Here is an 18428-nt window from a genome sequence, read left to right on the forward strand (position 1 = left end):
GGGCCGCGCACCGCGCGCCGGCACGGTTCGTCCTGCCGTTCACGGTGCGTCCCGTCAGCAGGGGCGGCTGACGCCGCCGGTCTCGTCGCCCTTGAGGAAGATCGCGCTGACGTAACCGACTCCGCCGGCCCGCAGCGGGAGCTGCACCCACTTGTCGTTGGAGTAGCCCTCGGCGTTGACGAGTTGGCCCTTCACCCAGCAGTTCGCCGGGTACGACTCGTTCGCGTGGACCGAGCTGACGACGCCGCAGGACGTGGAGGCGCAGGAGCGGACGTTGGCGGTGGCCCAGGCCGTCACGCTGGTGCCGCCGCCCCCGCCGCCGCCCCCGGGGGTGCAGGGCAGGCCGACGCCCCGGTCCCGCAGGTACGGCACGGGGTCGATGCCGCGGACCGCGGTGGACGTCGACGTGCGGACCCGCAGGTGCAGGTGCACGCCGGTCGAGTCGCCCTCCGAGCCCATGAGCGCGATGCGCTGCCCGGCCGCCACGCGCTGCCCGACGGTGACGTCCCGGTGGTACATGTGCCCGTACTCGGTGACCGTCCCGTCGCCGTGGCGGATCCGGATCCACTGCCCGTACCCCTGTGCGGGGCCGGAGTTGATGACCTCGCCCGCGGCCACCGCGTAGATCGGCGTGCCCTTGGCGTTGGCGATGTCCACGCCGTCATGGCTGCCGCTGTAGCCCTGGGTGACCGTGCCCGCGGCCGGGCAGGCGCCGGTCGCGGCGGCCGCGGACGCCGCGGTGCCGGCCTGTGCGGTGCCGGCCGGGGCGGCCTGGCCGGGCGCCGCGGCGACGAGCGGCATCAGCAGGGCCGCCGACGCCGTGAGGCCGGCGCGAAGCCCGTTGCGGGACAGACGAAGACGCACGAGTGCTCCCTCTCCGGTGGGTCGATGCCGCCGCCGGGTCGCCCCGGCGGCGCCGCCTCGTCGGGCGGTGGTCCGGAACGTACCGGGGCGGGAACGGCCCCGGACATCCGTAACGTTACGGAGGGACGCCCGCGGGCCGCCCGCGATAGGGATGGCGGGTACGGCGGGCCCGCGCAGCCGGGCCCGCCGCCCCCGCCGTCCCACCATCCGGGAGCGAACCCACGTGGAACCCCGACCCCAGGCCCGTGTCCAGGCCCCGGCCAGGCCCGGCGCCCTGCCGCCCGTGCACGGCGGCGCCCGCGCCCGCAGGCCCGTCGCCACCGCCGTCCTCGCCCTCCTCACCGCGCTCGCGGGACTCCTCCTGCCGTCCTCCCCCGCCGCCGCGGCCCCTTCCGCGGCGGCGGCGCGGCCGGACTTCCGGCTGCCGTTCCCCTGCGGCCAGACCTGGCAGCTCCAGACGTACCGGGGCCACGCGCCCGACGACAAGAAACTCGACATGTACCGGGTCGGCGGCGCCACCCTGGGCGCCACCGTGGTCGCGTCGGCGGCCGGCACGGTCACCGAGTTCTTCGAGCCCGGCGGTCTGGAGGTCAACCACGGCGGCGGCTGGTTCACCGTCTACCTGCACATGGACCGCATCGACGTGCGCCTCGGCGAGCGGGTCGCCTCCGGCGCGCCCCTGGGGCGCCTCGGGTTGACGGGCACGACCGCCGCCCACCTCCACTACGAGCAGTTGTACGACCGCAACGGCGACAACGACGGCGAGACGGACGAGATGGTGCACCCCGTCATCCAGGGCACCGAGTACCGGCTCTCGCCGGACGGCACCTTCCCGCGTGTCACCAGCACCAACGCCTGCGGGGGCGGGGGAAATCCGGCTCCGGCGAAGTACTGGGTCGACACCTTCGCCGACGCCACGGGCTACGCGTCCACCGACTGCGTCGGCGACTCCCGCCCCGCGTGCGCCCCGCAGGGCACCCTGCTGAAGGGCACCCACTACGTGCTGTGCAAGAAGTGGGGCGACGAGGTCCGGGCCGGCTCCGACCACAACCACTGGTGGCTGCTGACCGACCTCGACCGGGTCGCCCCGGGCGGCAGGGGCCGCGCCTACGTCTCCGCGTACTACCTCAAGCGGTGGGGCGACGACGAGGCGAAGGACAACGACGGCCGCGACATCCCGCTCTGCTGACGGCCCGCCGGCACGGTTCAGCGCCGGGCGGTCGCGGCGCGCGTGTCCGGCGGGCAGTCCGGGACGGCGGGCCGGTCCTTGGTCCGCACGGCGGGCAGCCACGCGTCGCCCCCGCCGGCACCGGCCGGGAGCCGCACCCGGTACCAGGCCACGGACCGGGCCCCGGCCTCGTCCGTGATCGGTTCCCCCTGGGGGAACCGGCAGGACGCGGCCAGCACGTCCCCGTGCCACACCCGGGTCGGCACGACGTTGTCCAGCGTGTACGGCTTCGCCGGGTCGATGGCCAGGCCGAGGCTGCACATGCGGTCCCGGTCGGCCCGGTCACGGCAGTACGCCTCGGCGTTGTACACCCGTACGGAGGCGGGCGCCGCGGACGGCGCGGCGGCCGGACCGCCGCCGCGCCCACCGGTCCCGTCCTGGCCGTACGCCAGCCAGCCGCCCAGAGCCCCGCACACCGCGAAGGCGCCCGCGCCGGCCGCCGCGAGCGTCCGCCGCCGGGAGCGCCGTGCGGGGCCGGGGCGGCGTGCCTCCTCCGCCCGGATGCGGGCCAGCAGGGCGTCGGCGGGGTGCGCCCGGCGCGCCTCGTGCGTCGGGGCCAGGCAGTCCGCTGCCAACTCCCGCCAGAACGGCGGCACGGCGGGATCGAGCCGCAGGGCGGCCCGGCCTTCGGCGTACTCCTGCACGGCCGCCGCCCGCGCGCCGGGCGTCGCGCCCGGGAACGGCGAGGCCCCGCCGGTGAACACCTGGTGCACCAGGAGGCCGAAGGCCCACACGTCGGCGGTCGGCCGCACCCGGATGCCGCACTCGGCGAGCGGTGCGCGCCACCGCTCGGGCGGCAGGCAGTCGGGCGTGCCGACCGGCGCGGTGTAGCCGTGGGTGCCGTCCAGCTGCACCGCCAGTCCGAAGTCGGACAGCCGCGCCGAGCCGTCCCGGGTCACGAGGACGTTGCCGGGTTTCAGGTCGCCGTGGACCCAGCCCATCGCGTGCAGTTGGGCGAGCCCCTCGCACACCTCGGCCAGCAGCCGTGCCGCCGCCTCCTCCGTCCGCTCGTGCGGCAGCACGTCGGCGAGGCTGGCCGCCTCCCGCTCCATGACCAGCACCACGGCGCCGTCGAGTTCGGGGCGCGCCGGGTCGTGGACGACGACGGAGTCCAGCATCCTCACCAGCCGCGGGTGGTGGACCAGCTGTCCGAGCGCGGCCTCGCGGCGCGCGCTGTCCACCAGGTCCCGTGCCTGGCGGGGCGCGAGTCCGGCGGTCGGCAGGAACTTCAGCGCGACCTCGTCCGGTTCTCCGCCGGGCGGCTGCTCCGGACCGCCCCGCGCCACCTCGTCCGGCACGTCCGCCGGTGCGCGGCCCCCGGCGGGGTCGACGGCCCGTGCCGCGTAGACCGTGCCCCAGCCGCCCTGGCCGAGCAGTTCCGTGACCTGCCAGCCGGCCACGCGGTAGCCGCGCGGGACCGCCCCCGCCGGGCCTGCCGGCGTCATCCGGCCGCACCCGGCACGAGGGGCCCCCGGCGGCGGGCGGGGAGCAGCGGCAGGTGGTCCTCCCGCACCAGTCCGAAGCGCAGCGCCACGCCCGCCACGGCCTCCCGCTTCCCGGTGCGCCGCGCCGACGCGTCCGGGAGGCGGACGCGCAGCTTCTCCTCGGCGAGGTAGTCCAGGTGCGCGGTGACCGCGCGGGCGGTCAGGCCGCCGTGCACCGGATGGTCCCTGAGCCGCTCCACGATCTGCGGGGTGGTCGGCACGGCCACCGCGGACTCGTCCCGCAGCCGCGGTTCGCACAGGGCGACGAGCACGAGGAAGTAGGCCGCCGTCTCGTCCAGCGAGTACGCGGTGAGCGTCCGCGTGCCCGGGCCGCCGCCCCCCGGTCCGCCCGTGTCGAGGTACACGTGGTCGGGTGCGAAGACCTGGAAGGCCACCGCCGGTCCGCGGGCGGGCAGCACCACCCGTGCGAACTCGAAGGGGATGGGTGCTCCCACGCGCCGCGGCGGCACCCGCAGGTACTCGCCGGCTCCCTCCGGGTTCTCGACGAGGTAGCCGTGGGTGGTGCTGTGGTTGGTGAGCTGCCAGTGGTCGTCGGTCGCCCGGATCTCCCCGGCGAGCCGTGACACGGCCGGGTCGTCGAACCGCAGGTCGACCCCGTCGCCGTCCCCCGCGCACCCGCCGCGGCCGAACCGGGCCACTTGCCCGGGCCCCAGCCGCAGCGTCACCTTCCCGCCCCCCGCGTCCGGGTGCCCCGCGCCTTCCCCGGACGGTACGTGGATCACCACGCCGCTCATGTGTCCTCCGTGTCGTTCGGGACGCCCGTGAAGGTGGTCAGCCCGGCGCCCGCGTCGTACGCCCTCCACCTCATATCAGTCCGCGCGGCGCCCTGTGGTTGCCGCGGCCGCGCCACCACCCGCACCGGTGGCGGACCGCTCCGGGCCCCGGCCGTCCGGCGGCCGCCGTGTGACGGCACGAAGGAGCGGGCGCCGCCGATCGGGAAGCCGGCCGGGGACTCCGGGGACGGGCCGGCCTCCGACGGCCCCGAAGGGGTCCCGGGAGTGGAAGGGGCCGGGGGAGCACCGGACGGCGTCGGAGGCACCGCGGGCACCCGGGACGACGACGGCACCGAGGGCTCCGGCGGCGCAGGGGACACCGGCGCGTCGAGCGGCTCCGGCGGCCCGGGCGACGCGGTCGGGCCGCCGCCCGGCTCGGGGAGGCGGAGCAGCAGCCCGGGCCGCAGCCGGTCCGGGTCGTCGCCCACCACCTCGCGGTTCGCCTCGTACAGCGCCCTGGCGCCGCCCTTGACGCCGAAGCGCCGGGCGACCGAGCTGAGGGTGTCGCCCGGCCGGACGGTGTGGTGGCGGCCCGACAGCCCGTACCTGCGGGAGCACTCGGGCCAGGCCCGCCAGCCCTGCCACCGCAGCACCTCCTGTGCCACCGCGATCTGCTGCTCGCGCGTGGCGAGGTGCGCGCGGGGGGCGTGGTCGAGTCCGCCGTACGCCTCCCAGGTGGACTGCCGGAACTGGAGGCCGCCGAAGTAGCCGTTGCCGGTGTCGGCGTCCCAGCGGCCGCTGCTCTCGCAGAGGGCGACGCAGCCCCAGGGCCAGTCGTCCGGGCAGTCCAGGTGCGTGCCCGTGCCGCCGGAGAAGTGGGGGTGGCCGTGGTTCCGTTCGGGCCCGGGGGCCGGTGGAGGGGCGGCCCGCACGGGGTCGGGCCGCGGCGGGGCGGCGGCGGGGCAGGCGAGCAGCGCGACGGCGAGCAGCGCGCCCAGCAGCGGCAGCGGCGACGACACGGGCGGCATCGGCCCACGCTAGGCGCCCTGCCGGGCCCCGCCCGCCCGGCCGTACGGCGTGCCGCACCGGCGCCACCCGACCGGTGCAGCCCCATTCGGTTCCCCCCGGCGCGTGACCCCGGCCGCGGCTTGCCCGTTGAACCGGCATGAGGCGTGCCGGGACCGGCCCGGCGCGCCACCGCACGCACCAACGAGTCCGAGGAGCCACCCGTGCCGCGCATGCTCGACGTCAGCGAGGACGTACGCGCCGAGATCGGCGACGAAGAAGCCGACCGGCTGCTCGCCGGCGAGAACGCCCCGGGCAGCTACGACTGCACTTCCTGCCGCACCCCGGGCGACTCCGAGCAGGAACGCACCAGCACCGTGCTGTTCGTCGGCGAGGAGACCGCCGTCCTCGCCTTCGCCCACGCCACCTGCATCCCCTCCCAGGTCGTCCGGGTCTCCGAGGAGCAGTTGCAGGGGGCGGTCCGGTCCATCACCGGCGACGCGCAGCCACCGGCGCCCGCCGGTGCCCCCGCGCCCGCGCAGTTCCCCGACGGCGCGGAGCAGGCGGTGCTCGGGGTGACCAGCGGCCTGGTGCTCCTCGACGGCGAGCTGCACCCGGCGCTCGTCGTGGAGCCGACCGCCCCGATCGCCCGCCCGGGCTCGGCGGGCACGGGTGACGAGTTCCTGCCGCTCCTCATCGAGCAGGGCTTCGTGCCGGTGTCCGACGTGAACCAGAAGCCGGCCGGGCTCGCCGGCTGGTCGGTGCTGCTGGCGATGGGGCAGCTCCACGCGATCCTCCAGCCCGGCAGCGCCGGGGGGAGCCCGGTGGCGTGGTGGCAGGCACACCAGCCGCTCCAGGTCACCGAGGGCTGGCGAGCCGCGGCCAACAAGTCGCACACGGTCCTGGTGTTCGCCGCCCCCGTCGGGTCCATCGGCCAGCAGCCGCGGGAGGACCTGCTGCGCGACGCGCTGGAGAAGGCCGCCGCCAACGGTCGGCTGGTCGCCGCGGCCATGCCGTTGGCCGGAACCTCCTGATGGACGGGCTGCGCCCCGCCATACGGCCCGCCGTCGCCCCGGGCGGGTTCCCGTACGCGCCGTACGGGAACCCGCCCGGGGCGTACGGATCCGTGTACGGATCCCCCCACGGGTCCCCGTCCGGACCACCGTACGGAACCCCCTACGAGCCGCATCCGACGGGGACCGGGGTCGTTGGCACCTACGTGCAGCACTCTTACGAGTCGTCCCGCCAGCCGTACCAGCACGTTCCGGCCATGCGCCCGGCGGCGCAGCAGGGACCCGGCGCCCCGAGCGGCTCCCCCGGGTTCTCGGCGACGCCGATCTACGACGCGCTGTACTCGGAGTACCGCCGGTCCTTCCGGGCGCTGCCGGGTGACCGCAGCGACGAGGAGGACCTGCGCTTCCGGGGCTTCGCCGCGTCGGCGCCGCGCCACGGCGGCGCCTCGGGGCTCCCCCCGTACGGGCAGGGGCCACCCGCCCCGTACGGGGGCTACGCGGCGCTGCCGCCGGCTCCGCGCAGAGAGGTGTGACGGCGGAGGGGCCGGGTGAGGACGTCCTCACCCGGCCCCTCCGCCGTGGGGCCGCGGGCCCCTACTTCTTCTTGCCGCGCTTCTCGCGGACACGCACCGAGATGTGGATCGGGGTGCCTTCGAAGCCGAACTCCTCGCGCAGTCGCCGCTCCACGAACCGGCGGTAGCCGTGCTCCAGGAAGCCGGACGAGAACAGCACGAACCGGGGCGGCTTGGTGCCGGCCTGGGTGCCGAAGAGGATGCGCGGCTGCTTGCCGCCGCGGATCGGGTGCGGGTGGGCGGAGACCAGCTCGCCGAGGAAGGCGTTCAGGCGCCCGGTGGGGACTCGGGTCTCCCAGCCCGCGAGGGCCGTCTCGATCGCCGGGACGAGCTTGTCCATGTGGCGGCCGGTGCGGGCGGAGACGTTCACCCGGGGCGCCCACGCGACCTGCTGCATCTCGGTCTCGATCTCGCGCTCCAGGTAGTAGCGGCGCTCCTCGTCGAGGTTGTCCCACTTGTTGTACGCGATGACCAGGGCGCGCCCGGCCTCGACGGCCATGGTGATGATGCGCTGGTCCTGGACGCTGATCGACTCGGACGTGTCGATGAGGACGACGGCGACCTCGGCCTTCTCGACCGCGGCGGCCGTGCGCAGCGAGGCGTAGTAGTCGGCGCCCTCCTGGAGGTGGACCCGCTTGCGGATGCCGGCCGTGTCGACGAACTTCCAGGTGGTGCCGCCGAGTTCGATGAGCTCGTCGACCGGGTCGCGGGTGGTGCCGGCGAGCTCGTTGACGACGACGCGGTCCTCGCCGGCGAGCTTGTTCAGCAGCGACGACTTGCCGACGTTGGGCCGGCCGATCAGCGCGATGCGGCGCGGGCCGCCCGGCGCCGAGCCGAAGGTCTGGGCGGGGGCCTCCGGCAGGGCCTTCAGCACCTCGTCCAGCAGGTCCCCGGTGCCGCGGCCGTGGAGGGCGGAGACGGGGAACGGCTCGCCGAGGCCCAGCGACCACAGCATGGCGGCGTCGGCCTCGGCCGACGGGCCGTCCACCTTGTTGGCGGCGAGGACGACGGGCTTCCCCGCACGGCGGAGCAGCTTGACGACCGCCTCGTCGGTGTCGGTGGCGCCGACGGTCGCGTCGACGACGAAGACGACCGCGTCGGCGGCCTCGATGGCGTACTCGGCCTGGGCGGCGACGGAGGCGTCGATGCCCAGGACGTCCTGCTCCCAGCCGCCGGTGTCGACGACCTTGAACCGGCGCCCGGCCCACTCGGCCTCGTACGTGACGCGGTCGCGGGTGACGCCGGGACGGTCCTCCACCACGGCCTCGCGGCGGCCGATGATGCGGTTCACCAGGGTCGACTTGCCGACGTTCGGGCGGCCGACGACGGCGAGGACGGGCAGCGGGCCGTGGCCGGCCTCCTCGATCGCGCCTTCGACGTCCTCGACGTCGAAGCCCTCTTCGGCGGCGAGCTCCATGAACTCCGCGTACTCGGCGTCGCCAAGTGCCCCGTGGTCGTGCTGGTCGTTCATGAAGTCCGTTCCTCGTGCGTTCGTGGTGGTCGGTGGGCCGCCCGTGCGGACGGGCCCACTACTGTGAGTGTCGCTCAGCGCCCGGTGAGGCGCCTGGCGTTTTCCAGATGGGCGGCGAGCCGCCCCTGGATCCGTACGGTGGCCTCGTCGAGTGCCTTGCGGGTGCGCCGGCCGCTGCCGTCGGCGGCCTGGAAGGCGTCGCCGAAGACCACGTCGACCCGGCCGCGCAGCGGCGGCAGCGCCTTGACCAGCCGCCCCTGCCGTTCGCTGCTGCCCAGCACGGCCACGGGGACGATCGGCGCGCCGGACCGCACGGCGAAGTAGGCCAGGCCCGCGCGGAGCGAGGCGAAGTCGCCCTCACCCCGGGTGCCCTCGGGGAAGATCCCGAGGACGCCCCCCGCCGCCAGGACGTCGAGGGCGCGGGTGATCGCGGTGCGGTCGGCCGTGGAGCGGTCCACCTTGATCTGGCCGATGCCGTCCAGGAACCGGCCGAGCGGCCCCACGAACGCCTCCTGCTTGATCAGGAAGTGCACGGGGCGCGGGGCGGTACCCATGAGCATGGGGCCGTCGAGGTTGTGGGCGTGGTTGACGGCGAAGATGACGGGGCCGGCGGCCGGGACGCGCCAGGCGCCCAGGACGCGCGGGTTCCACAGGCCGTACATCAGGCCGATGCCGATGCGCCGCCCGGTGGCGGCCCCCTTCGCGGACGGCGGCGTCACCGGGCGGCCGTCCTCTTCTCCTCCACGAGGGTGACGACGCACTCGACGACCTGCTGGAGGGTCAGCTCCGTGGTGTCGACCTCGACGGCGTCGTCCGCCTTGGCCAGCGGGGAGGTCTTGCGGGTGGAGTCGGCGGCGTCCCGCTTGATGAGGGCTTCCCTGGTGGCGGAGACGTCGGCGCCCTTCAGCTCCCCGGCGCGGCGGGCGGCGCGGGCTTCCGGGGAGGCGGTCAGGAAGATCTTGAGGTCGGCGTCGGGGAGGACGGTGGTGCCGATGTCCCGGCCTTCGACGACGATGCCCTGGGGGGCGGCGGCGGCGATGGAGCGCTGCAGCTCGGTGATCCGGGTGCGGATCTCCGGGACCGCGCTGACCGCGCTGACCTTGGCCGTGACCTCCGGCGTGCGGATCGGGCCGGAGGCGTCCACGCCGTCGACGGTGATGGCCGGGTGGGACGGGTCGGTGCCGGACACGATGGCGGGCTTGCCCGCGGCGTCCGCGACGGCGGCCGGGTCGTCGGTGTCGATCCCGTTGCTGATCATCCACCAGGTGATCGCGCGGTACTGCGCGCCGGTGTCCAGGTAGCTGAGGCCCAGCTTGGCGGCCACGGCCTTGGAGGTGCTCGACTTGCCCGTGCCGGAGGGGCCATCGATGGCGACGATCACGGATTCCACGGTGTCGGACACCTTCCTGGTGAAGCGGGAGACGGGTCGGCCGGTTGCCGGGCACCCGCCACAAGGTTACCGAGTGCCCGCACCCCCCTTCCGCCACGGGCCGCCGGCCCGGCCCGCCGGGCCCTGCGCGGCTGCCGTCGGGGCGCACCGCGCCCACAGCCGGTGGGGCCGCGTCCTACTGGCGCAGGGCCCAGCCCCGTTCCCGCAGGGCCGCGGACAGTGCGGGCGCCGCCGACGGGGCGACCATGAGCTGCACCACGCCCGCCTGCTGGCCCGTGGCGTGCTCGATGCGCACGTCCTCGATGTTGACGCCCGCCCGCCCGGCGTCCGCGAAGATCCGGGCCAGCTCGCCGGGCTGGTCGCTGATGAGCACGGCGACCGTCTCGTACGCCGCGGGAGCCGTGCCGTGCTTGCCGGGCACGCGCGCGCGGCCGCTGTTGCCCCGGCGCAGGACGTCCTCGACGCCGGTCACCCCCTCGCGGCGCTTGTCGTCGTCCGCCGCTTCCAGGGCGCGCAGCGCCCGTACGGTCTCGTCCAGGTCGGCGGCGAGCGCGGACAGCACGTCCGCGACCGGTCCCGGGTTCGCGGACAGGATGTCCACCCACATCCGCGGGTCGGACGCGGCGATGCGGGTCACGTCGCGGATGCCCTGCCCGCAGAGCCGCACGGCGGTCTCCTCGGCGTCCTCCAGCCGCGCGGCGACCATCGACGACACCAGCTGCGGGGTGTGGGACACGAGCGCCACCGCCCGGTCGTGGGCGTCGGCGTCCATGACGACGGGCACGGCCCGGCACAGGGCGACCAGTTCCAGCGCCAGGTTCAGGACCTCGGTGTCCGTGTCGCGGGTGGGCGTGAGCACCCACGGCCGGCCCTCGAAGAGGTCACCGCTCCCGGCCATCGGCCCGGACTGCTCCTTGCCCGCCATCGGGTGCGAGCCGATGTACGCGGACAGGTCGAGGCCCGTCGCCGCCAGCTCCCGCTGGGGGCCGCCCTTCACGCTGGCCACGTCCAGGTACCCGCGGGCGGTGCCGGCGCGCATGGCTGCGGCGAGCGCGGACGCCACGTGCGCGGGCGGCACGGCGACCACGGCGAGGTCGACGCGGCCCTCCGGCGGGCTGTCGGTGCCGGCGCCGCGCGCCGCCGCGGTCCTGGCCAGCGCCGGGTCGTGGTCGACCAGGTGCACGGCGACGCCGCGCTCGGTGAGGGCGAGGGCGACGGATGTGCCGATCAGCCCGGTTCCGATGACGACGGCTGTTCTCACTGGGCGATGTCCTTGCGCAGGGCGGCCGCGGCGCCGAGGTAGACGTGCGCGACCGCGGTCTTGGGCAGATCGGTCTCGACGTGCGCCAGGACGCGGACGACGCGGGGCATCGCGCCGGCGACGTCCAGTTCGGCGGCGCACAGCAGCGGCACGTCCACGAGGCCGAGGCGGCGGGCGGCGACGGCGGGGAAGTCGCTGCGCAGGTCGGGCGTCGCGGTGAACCAGACGCTGATCAGGTCGTCGGCGGTGAGCCCGTTGCGTTCCAGCAGCGCGGTGAGCAGGGCACCCACCTGCTCGTGCATGTGCTCGGCCTCGTCCCGCTCCAGCTGTACGGCCCCTCGGACCGCTCGTACCGCCACGCCCCGCTCCTTGCCTCCGCCGCCCGTTGTCCCGTCGCGTTCAGCCTAGTCGGCGACACTACGGGGATGCTCTTCCACCTCGTACCCCTGGCGGACTGGGCCGCGGACCCCGCGAGCCCCTACCGGCCGCCGTCGCTCGCCGCCGAGGGCTTCGTGCACTGCTCGGCCGACGAGGCGGCCGCCCTCGCGGTGGCGGACGCCCGCTACCGGCACGTGCCCGGCGAACTGCTGGTGCTCTCCGTCGACGAGGCCCGGCTGTCGGCGCCGGTGCGGTGGGCCGGTCCGTACCCGCACGTCCACGGGCCCGTCGAGCGGTCCGCCGTCACCGGGGTGCGGCGGGTGCGCCGGGGCCCTGCCGGGGAGGTGCTGGGGCTCGACCCGTGAGGTGGGCGTGCGTGCCGGGGGCCGGCCGGCAGGCGGGACGGTGAAGACGGGGCCACTCCCGGCATGGCTGCTTCCTCGCGGTGGCGGCGACGCACCAGGATGGGGGCCATGTGCGCTTCTGCTCCCGTACCGGACCCCGCCGCCCGGCCCGCGCCCCGGCGCCGTACCGTCCTCGTCTGCGCCGTCACGGCCCCCGCGACCGCCGCTCTGGTGTCGGGGTGCGGCGGCGACGGCTCGTCGTCCGGCGCGGAACTGGCGGCGACCTCCGACATCCCGGTGGGCGGCGGGAAGATCTTCGCCGACGAGAAGGTGGTCGTGACCCAGCCGGTCGCCGGCGAGTTCAAGGCCTTCTCCGCGGTCTGCACCCACCAGGGCTGCACGGTCGGCTCGGTGACCAACGGGCTGATCAACTGCCCCTGCCACGGCAGCCGGTTCCGGGTCACCGACGCCTCGGTCGCGTCGGGCCCCGCCGACCGCCCGCTGCCGCCGCGGGAGATCACCGTCTCGGACGGCACGATCCGGCTCGCCTGACCGGCGCCCCCTGCCACCGCATAGGCTCGCCCCATGACCTGGGACGCGATCACACCGGAAGCCCTGGTCCGCGACCACACGGTCTACTCCTGTGTCATGGGGTCGCGGGCCTTCGGGCTGGCCACGGAGGACAGCGACACCGACCGCCGCGGGGTGTTCCTGGCCCCCACGCCGCTCCAGTGGCGGTTCGCCAAGCCGCCCGCGCACGTCGAGGGGCCGGCCCCCGAGCAGTTCAGCTGGGAGCTGGAGCGCTTCTGCGAGCTCGCGCTGCGGGCCAACCCGAACATCCTGGAGGTCCTGCACTCCCCGCTCGTCGAGTACGCCGACGGCACCGGTCGCGAACTGCTCGCCCTGCGCGGCGCGTTCCTGTCCCGGCAGACCCACACGACCTTCGCCCGGTACGCGTACGCGCAGCGCCGCAAGCTCGACGCGGACGTGCGGCAGCACGGCGCCCCGCGCTGGAAGCACGCCATGCACCTGCTGCGGCTCCTGGCGAGCTGCCGGGACCTGCTGCGCACCGGCGCACTGGTCGTCGACGTGGGCGACGCGCGTGAGGCGCTGCTCGCGGTGAAGCGGGGCGAGGTCGGCTGGCCCGAGGTGGAGTCCCGGATGGCCCGGCTCGCGGAGGAGGCGGAGGCGGCGCTGCCGGGTTCGCCGCTGCCCGCGGAGCCGGACCGTGCCCGGGTGGAGGACTTCCTGTTCCGTGCGCGGCTGCGGTCAGCCCTGGAGGCCGGACAGCCGGGCCCGTACGACGAGGTCGTGCAGGGCGTCGTGGGCCCCCGTCGGGGCGTCGGGTAGCGCGGAGGCGTCCTGCGCCGCGTCGAGCACGGCGTGCAGCGCCGCCACGTCGGCGGCGGCCCGCTCCGGAGTCACGCCGGTGAGCGGTCCGTGCTCGGCGTCCGCCTTGGCGGCGATGAGCCCGGGCAGGTGGCCGGGCGCCTCCTCCACCGCGTCGAGCAGGCTCGGCAGGTGGGCGAGGACCTCACCGGTCCGCATCAGGTGGATGCCGGTGAGCAGCACCCGGAACGTGTACAGCAGCGGCTTCAGCTCGCCCTTCGCCTCGAAGAGCCGCCACTGGGTGCGGGCGAAGCCGCGGTAGTGGTGGGCGTGGTGGCGGGTGACGACCCGCGGGGCGAGGGCGGCGAGTTCGGCGTGCACGTCCGTGGTGTGGGCCACCAGCGGCGACAGCAGCTGCTCCAGCACGTAGCCGTTGCGGCGCAGCATCAGCCGGACGAACTTCCGCAGGTCGTGGGTGACGAGGTCCATCTCGACGCCGTCCCGAGTCCACATGCGGCTGCGTGTCTCCTCGGGCTCCCGCAGCCCGACCAGGGCGTCCAGCGGCAGCAGGTGGACGCCGCGCAGGTCCACGTCCGAGTCGCGGGACGGGAAGCCGTACAGGTGGGCGCCGGAGACGGTGGCGAACAGGACGGGGTCGGGCTGCCCGGCGACGACGGAGGTCAGGTCGAGGGCTTCTATGGACGTGGTCACGTGATCAAGCATCCCAGAGGGCGCCGAGGGCCAGCAGTTCGCCGTGGTACTCGACGCGGTCCGCCCACTCGCGGGGCCAGGCGTCCGCGCCCAGGTGGGCGCCGGCGAACGCGCCCGCGAGGCAGGCGATCGAGTCGGAGTCACCGCTGCTGCAGGCGGCCCGGCGCAGCGCGGTGACCGGTTCCCCGGGGAAGAGCAGGAAGCACAGCAGGCCCGCGGCGAGGGCCTCCTCGGCGATCCAGCCCTCACCGGTGTGCAGGCAGGGGTCGGTCTCCGGGTCTGCGGTGCGCAGGGCGGCCTCCAGGCGCTCCAGCATCGCGAGGCACTCGTCCCAGCCGCGCCGGGCGAAGTGCAGCGGCGACGGGTCGTGGGACCGGGTCCACAGGTCGCCGAGCCAGGTCTCGTGGTAGTGGGAGCGGTTGTCGTACGCGTACGAGCGGAGCTGTCCGACGAGTCCGAGCGGCTCGGTGCCCCGGGCCAGCAGGTGGACGGCGTGGGCGGTCAGGTCGGAGGCGGCGAGGGCGGTGGGGTGGCCGTGGGTGAGGGCGGCCTGCAGCTGGGCTGCGCCCGCCCGCTGCTCCCCGGACAGGCCGGGGACGAGGCCGACGGGCGCCACGCGCATGTTGGCCCCGCAGCCCTTGGAGCCGGTCTGGGAGGCGTCCTGCCAGGGGCGGGCGTCGTCCGCGAGCAGCGCGCAGGCGGTGAGGCAGGTGCGGCCCGGGGCGCGGTTGTTCTCGGGCGAGCGGGCCCAGCGCACGAACTCCTCGCGCGCGGGGCCGGCCAGCCGCTCGGGGGTGAGGGGGCCGCCGCCCAGGGAGGTGCGGAGGGCGCGGCCGAGGGCGAGGGTCATCTGGGTGTCGTCGGTGACCCGGGCACGCTCGGGCAGCTGCATCGCGCGCCAGGGGCCGTACCAGCTGGTGATCCTGGGAACGTCGATGAACTCGGTCGGCAGGCCCAGCGCGTCGCCGAGCGCGAGTCCGAGGAGGGAGCCGGTGGCGGCCTGTTCGGCGGCGGTCCTGGCGGTGGTCATGCGTGTCGTCCTTCCGGTCGCAGCAGGGGCGGGTGGAGGGCGGTCGCGTCCCCCGCCCGGTAGAGGGCGGCCGGTTTGCCCCGGCCGCCGGTGAGGCGCGGCGGTCCTTCCACGGGCCGGACGAAGCCGGGTGTGGCGAGGACCTTGCGCCGGAAGTTGGGGCGGTCGAGCTCCACGCCCCAGACGGTCTCGTACACGCGGCGCAGCTCGCCGAGGGTGAACTCGGGCGGGCAGAAGGCGGTGGCGAGGCAGGTGTACTCGAGTTTCGCGCCGACGCGGTCGCGGGCGTCGGCGAGGATCGCGTCGTGGTCGAAGGCCAGCGGCCCGTGGGTGCCGTACGGCATCCAGGCGGCGTCGGCGGCGTCACCGCCGCCGCGCGGCTCGGGCAGGCCGGGTCCGAGCGCGGTGTACGCGACGGAGACGACGCGCATGCGCGGGTCGCGGTCCGGTTCGCTGTAGGTGCGCAGCTGCTCCAGGTGGAGGCGGGCCGCGGTGGCGTCGGACAGGCCGGTCTCCTCGGCCAGTTCGCGGCGGGCCGCCTGGTCGGCGGACTCGCGGGGCAGCACGAAGCCGCCGGGCAGCGCCCAGCAGCCCTGGTAGGGCGCCTCGCCGCGCCGCACGAGCAGCACCTGCAGCCGGTCGGCGCGGAGGGTGAACACGGCGAGGTCGACGGTGACCGCGAACGGCTCGAAGGCGCGCGGGTCGTATCCGTCGGGTGCCTGGGCGTTCATCCGGCTGCTCCGAGATGCGGGTGGCGGGCGGGGGAGCGCGCCCGCGGGCCTGGCCCACCCCCGTCGGTCCAGGCCCGCGGGTTCCGCGACCCCCGCGACTCTTTAAGAGTCACCTTGACTATAAAGAGGGTCGGTCGTGTCCCGCAAGCGGGTTCGGGAACGCGCGAAGCCCGCAGCCGGGAGGGCTGCGGGCTTCGCGGATGTACCGGGCCCCCGCCGGGCGTCGCCGGCGGCCGGGCGGCCTACAGGTCGACTTCCTTCATCAGCATGCCGACCTCGGTGTTCGTCAGGCGCCGCAGCCAGCCCGACTTCTGGTCGCCGAGGGCGATCGGGCCGAACGCGGTCCGCACGAGCTTGTCGACGGGGAAGCCCGCCTCGGCGAGCATCCGGCGCACGATGTGCTTGCGGCCCTCGTGCAGGGAGATCTCGACGAGGTAGTTCTTGCCGGTCTGCTCGACGACCCGGAAGCTGTCGGCGCGGGCGTAGCCGTCCTCCAGCTGGACGCCGTCCTTCAGCCGCTTGCCGAGGTCCCGCGGGATGGGGCCCTGGATCGCGGCCAGGTAGGTCTTGCGCACGCCGTACCGGGGGTGCGTGAGGCGGTGGGACAGCTCCCCGTGGTTGGTGAGCAGGATGATGCCCTCGGTCTCGGTGTCCAGCCGGCCCACGTGGAACAGGCGGGTCTCCCGGTTGGTGACGTAGTCGCCGAGGCACTGGCGGCCGTCGGGGTCCTCCATCGTGGACACGACGCCGGCCGGCTTGTTGAGGGCGAAGAACTGGTGGGACTGCGTGGCGACGGTCAGCCCGTCGACCTTGATCTCGTCCTTGCCCGGGTCGACCCGCAGGCCCTGCTCGACCACGATCGAGCCGTTGACCTCGACACGCGCCTCGTCGATGAGCTCCTCGCAGGCCCTGCGGGAGCCATAGCCCGCACGGGCCAGGACCTTCTGCAGCCGCTCGCCGTCCTGGTCCTGGGCCGGCTTCTGCGGCCGGTTCGCGTAGCGCTCGCGGTTGCGCTCCTCCACCCGGGCGTCGTACTCGCGCGGCCGCGCCGGGGCGGTGCGCCCGCCGCGGCCCCGCTGCGGCTCCTGGGGCTTCTTCGGGCCGCCCTTGGCGCCACCGCGGGCCGCCGCGCCGCGCCCCTTGCGGGCGCCGCCCTGGCCCTCGCCGGAACCGCCCACGTCGTAGCGGCGCTCCTCCGGGCGGGGGCGGCCCGCGCGCTGCTGCTTGTCGTCGCGCTTTCCCCCGGACCTCGGCCGGGAGGTGCCCCCGCCGGCGCCCTGGTTACCGCGCCCGCTGCTGTTCCTGCCGCTGCTTCGCATCAAAGTTCCGTCTTGTCGTCTACGTCTGCGTCCTCGGAGTCCGGCTCAGGTGCGTCCGGATCGAACGACGGAACGGCTTCCAGGCTCTCGGCTTCCACCGCGTCCGCCTCCGGGAGGAAGGGCGCGAGCTCGGGGAGCTCGTCCAGGCCGCGCAGGCCCATCCGCTCCAGGAAGTAGTTCGTCGTCCTGTACAGGATCGCACCTGTTCCGGGTTCCGCGCCCGCCTCCTCCACCAGACCGCGCTGGAGGAGGGTGCGCATGACTCCGTCGCAGTTCACTCCCCGCACGGCGGAGACGCGGGAGCGGCTGACCGGCTGGCGGTACGCGACGACGGCGAGGGTCTCCAGGGCGGCCTGGGTGAGCCGTGCCTGCTGCCCGTCGAGGACGAAGCTCTCGACGGCGGAGGCGTAGGCGGGCCGGGTGTAGTAGCGCCAGCCTCCCGCGACGGCCCGCAGCTCGAAGCCTCGCCCTTCCCGGTCGTACTCGTCGGCCAGCTCGCGCAGGGCCTCGGCGACCTCGCGGGGGGTGCGCTGGAGCACCTTGGCGAGGTGCTGCTCGGTCGCCGGCTCGTCGACGACCATGAGGACGGCCTCCAGGGCCGGCTTCAGCTCGGTCACTGCTTCTCCTCCGCGGGGCGGTCGAACTCGTCGGTCACGGCGGCGTCGGCGTCCCCGCCGGTCCAGCGCACGGTGAGCTCGCCGAGCGGGTCGGCCTGCTCCAGGGCCACGGATCGGTCCCGGTAGAGCTCCAGCAGCGCGAGGAAGCGCGCGACGATCGTGAGGGTGTCGCCGGCGTCCCCGGCCAGCTCCCGGAAGCTGGCCTCGCCGCGCTCGCGCAGCAGCGCCACCACGATCCCCGCCTGCTCGCGGACGCTGACGAGCGGGGCGTGGATGTGCTCGACGTAGACCTGCGGCGGGGGCTTGGGCTGCATCGCCTTGACGGCGAGGCGGGCGAAGCCCTCGGGGCCGACGCTGATGACGACGTCGGGCAGCAGCTCGGCGTGGTGCGGTTCCAGGCCGACCGTCCTCGGGTGGCGCCGTCCCTCGCCGTCGAGGCGCGCCCCGAACAGCTCGGCGATCTGCTTGTACGCGCGGTACTGGAGGAGCCTGGCGAACAGCAGGTCCCTGGCCTCCAGCAGGGCGAGGTCGCCCTCGTCCTCCACCTCGGCGGCGGGCAGCAGGCGGGCCGCCTTGAGGTCGAGGAGCGTGGCGGCGACCACCAGGAACTCGGTGGTCTGGTCGAGGTCCCCGTCGGGCCCCATCGACCGGATGTGCGCCATGAAGTCGTCGGTCACCCGGGAGAGGGCGACCTCCGTGACGTCCATCTTGTGCTGGGCGATCAGCTGGAGCAGCAGGTCGAAGGGCCCTTCGAAGTTCCGCAGCCGCACGGTGAACCGTGTGTCCCCGGCGTCCTTCGCGGGCTCCTCGTCCGGCGCGCCGCCCGCCTCGGCGGGTTCGCCGCGGCGGCCGGGCCCCGCCGTGCCGGGCTCGGCGGCACGGGGCGCGCCCCGCTCCCGTCGGGCAGCCGGGCCGTCCGCGCCCTCGGCGGCCCCCTCTCCGGGTGC

At 75.4% G+C, this 18428-nt stretch carries 20 protein-coding genes and 1 pseudogene; 6 read left to right on the forward strand and 15 right to left on the reverse strand.

Going from position 1 to position 18428, the window contains the following annotated elements; all coding sequences use genetic code 11:
• Positions 1 to 54: 54 nt before the first annotated feature.
• Positions 55 to 864, reverse strand: coding sequence for a M23 family metallopeptidase (locus BJP40_RS36150; protein WP_071277817.1), 810 nt, complete (start codon positions 862 to 864; stop codon positions 55 to 57).
• A gap of 283 nt (positions 865 to 1147) precedes the next feature.
• On the opposite strand from BJP40_RS36150, the gene BJP40_RS01265 reads away from it, so the two are divergent.
• Complete coding sequence (locus BJP40_RS01265; protein WP_071277846.1) at positions 1148 to 2053, forward strand: M23 family metallopeptidase; 906 nt, start codon at positions 1148 to 1150, stop codon at positions 2051 to 2053.
• Between the two features lie 17 nt (positions 2054 to 2070).
• On the opposite strand, the gene BJP40_RS01270 is transcribed toward BJP40_RS01265, so the two are convergent.
• From BJP40_RS01270 to BJP40_RS36155, 3 genes and pseudogenes are all read right to left on the reverse strand, one after another.
• Entirely contained in the window at positions 2071 to 3537 is a 1467-nt protein-coding gene (locus BJP40_RS01270) for a serine/threonine-protein kinase (RefSeq protein WP_071277820.1), read from the reverse strand.
• Positions 3534 to 4331 carry an FHA domain-containing protein gene (locus BJP40_RS01275; RefSeq protein ID WP_177204275.1) on the reverse strand — a complete coding sequence of 266 codons (798 nt, stop codon included), beginning with the start codon at positions 4329 to 4331 and terminating at the stop codon, positions 3534 to 3536. Before BJP40_RS01275 ends, BJP40_RS01270 begins: the two co-directional genes overlap by 4 nt.
• A gap of 383 nt (positions 4332 to 4714) precedes the next feature.
• Positions 4715 to 5338, reverse strand: a pseudogene (locus tag BJP40_RS36155) (transglycosylase family protein); the annotation flags it as partial.
• A gap of 201 nt (positions 5339 to 5539) precedes the next feature.
• Between BJP40_RS36155 and BJP40_RS01285 the strand changes: the two are divergent.
• Both BJP40_RS01285 and BJP40_RS01290 read left to right on the forward strand, forming a co-directional pair.
• Complete coding sequence (locus tag BJP40_RS01285; protein ID WP_071274015.1) at positions 5540 to 6349, forward strand: hypothetical protein; 810 nt, start codon at positions 5540 to 5542, stop codon at positions 6347 to 6349.
• Positions 6350 to 6585: 236 nt separating this feature from the next.
• The gene (locus BJP40_RS01290; protein ID WP_071274012.1) at positions 6586 to 6861 is read left to right on the forward strand and encodes a hypothetical protein; all 276 of its coding nucleotides are present in this window, start codon (positions 6586 to 6588) and stop codon (positions 6859 to 6861) included.
• 61 nt (positions 6862 to 6922) lie between these two features.
• On the opposite strand, the gene der is transcribed toward BJP40_RS01290, so the two are convergent.
• The 5 genes from der to aroH form a co-directional block, all read right to left on the reverse strand.
• Positions 6923 to 8371, reverse strand: coding sequence for a ribosome biogenesis GTPase Der (der, locus tag BJP40_RS01295; protein WP_071277824.1), 1449 nt, complete (start codon positions 8369 to 8371; stop codon positions 6923 to 6925).
• A 74-nt stretch (positions 8372 to 8445) separates the two neighbouring features.
• On the reverse strand, positions 8446 to 9132 hold the full coding sequence (locus BJP40_RS01300; protein WP_371258580.1) for a lysophospholipid acyltransferase family protein: 687 nt from the start codon (positions 9130 to 9132) through the stop codon (positions 8446 to 8448).
• A complete protein-coding gene (gene cmk / locus BJP40_RS01305) occupies positions 9087 to 9773 on the reverse strand; it encodes a (d)CMP kinase (RefSeq protein WP_071277826.1) in 687 nt (228 codons plus the stop codon). Before cmk ends, BJP40_RS01300 begins: the two co-directional genes overlap by 46 nt.
• A gap of 163 nt (positions 9774 to 9936) precedes the next feature.
• On the reverse strand, positions 9937 to 11022 hold the full coding sequence (locus BJP40_RS01310; protein WP_071273979.1) for a prephenate dehydrogenase: 1086 nt from the start codon (positions 11020 to 11022) through the stop codon (positions 9937 to 9939).
• Positions 11019 to 11381 carry a chorismate mutase gene (aroH, locus tag BJP40_RS01315; protein WP_071277828.1) on the reverse strand — a complete coding sequence of 121 codons (363 nt, stop codon included), beginning with the start codon at positions 11379 to 11381 and terminating at the stop codon, positions 11019 to 11021. Before aroH ends, BJP40_RS01310 begins: the two co-directional genes overlap by 4 nt.
• Positions 11382 to 11447: 66 nt before the next feature.
• Between aroH and BJP40_RS01320 the strand changes: the two genes are divergently transcribed.
• From BJP40_RS01320 to BJP40_RS01330, 3 genes are all read left to right on the forward strand, one after another.
• Positions 11448 to 11765, forward strand: a complete 318-nt coding sequence (locus tag BJP40_RS01320; RefSeq protein ID WP_071277830.1) for a DUF952 domain-containing protein — start codon at positions 11448 to 11450, stop codon at positions 11763 to 11765.
• Between the two features lie 108 nt (positions 11766 to 11873).
• On the forward strand, positions 11874 to 12296 hold the full coding sequence (locus BJP40_RS01325; RefSeq protein ID WP_071277832.1) for a Rieske (2Fe-2S) protein: 423 nt from the start codon (positions 11874 to 11876) through the stop codon (positions 12294 to 12296).
• 33 nt (positions 12297 to 12329) lie between these two features.
• A complete protein-coding gene (locus BJP40_RS01330; RefSeq protein ID WP_071277834.1) occupies positions 12330 to 13094 on the forward strand; it encodes a DNA polymerase beta superfamily protein in 765 nt (254 codons plus the stop codon).
• Here the strand turns inward: BJP40_RS01330 and BJP40_RS01335 are convergent.
• From BJP40_RS01335 to BJP40_RS01360, 6 genes are all read right to left on the reverse strand, one after another.
• A complete protein-coding gene (locus BJP40_RS01335) occupies positions 13014 to 13784 on the reverse strand; it encodes a DNA polymerase beta superfamily protein (RefSeq protein ID WP_371258581.1) in 771 nt (256 codons plus the stop codon). The two genes, BJP40_RS01330 and BJP40_RS01335, sit on opposite strands and share 81 nt — an antisense overlap.
• A gap of 4 nt (positions 13785 to 13788) precedes the next feature.
• Complete coding sequence (locus BJP40_RS01340) at positions 13789 to 14814, reverse strand: ADP-ribosylglycohydrolase family protein (RefSeq protein WP_071277838.1); 1026 nt, start codon at positions 14812 to 14814, stop codon at positions 13789 to 13791.
• Positions 14811 to 15545: an NUDIX domain-containing protein gene (locus BJP40_RS01345; RefSeq protein WP_071277840.1), complete on the reverse strand. Its 735-nt coding sequence runs from the start codon at positions 15543 to 15545 to the stop codon at positions 14811 to 14813. The genes BJP40_RS01340 and BJP40_RS01345 overlap by 4 nt, the downstream gene beginning before the upstream one ends.
• A gap of 242 nt (positions 15546 to 15787) precedes the next feature.
• Positions 15788 to 16864 carry a pseudouridine synthase gene (locus tag BJP40_RS01350; RefSeq protein ID WP_071277842.1) on the reverse strand — a complete coding sequence of 359 codons (1077 nt, stop codon included), beginning with the start codon at positions 16862 to 16864 and terminating at the stop codon, positions 15788 to 15790.
• On the reverse strand, positions 16864 to 17481 hold the full coding sequence (scpB, locus tag BJP40_RS01355; RefSeq protein ID WP_079170835.1) for an SMC-Scp complex subunit ScpB: 618 nt from the start codon (positions 17479 to 17481) through the stop codon (positions 16864 to 16866). The genes BJP40_RS01350 and scpB overlap by 1 nt, the downstream gene beginning before the upstream one ends.
• The coding region (locus tag BJP40_RS01360; protein WP_071277844.1) for a ScpA family protein at positions 17478 to 18428 on the reverse strand (951 nt) is incomplete at its 5' end. The genes scpB and BJP40_RS01360, both read right to left, overlap by 4 nt.

Origin of the sequence: Streptomyces sp. CC53, from assembly GCF_001865245.1 — a bacterium.
Classification (GTDB): Bacteria; Actinomycetota; Actinomycetes; order Streptomycetales; family Streptomycetaceae; genus Streptomyces.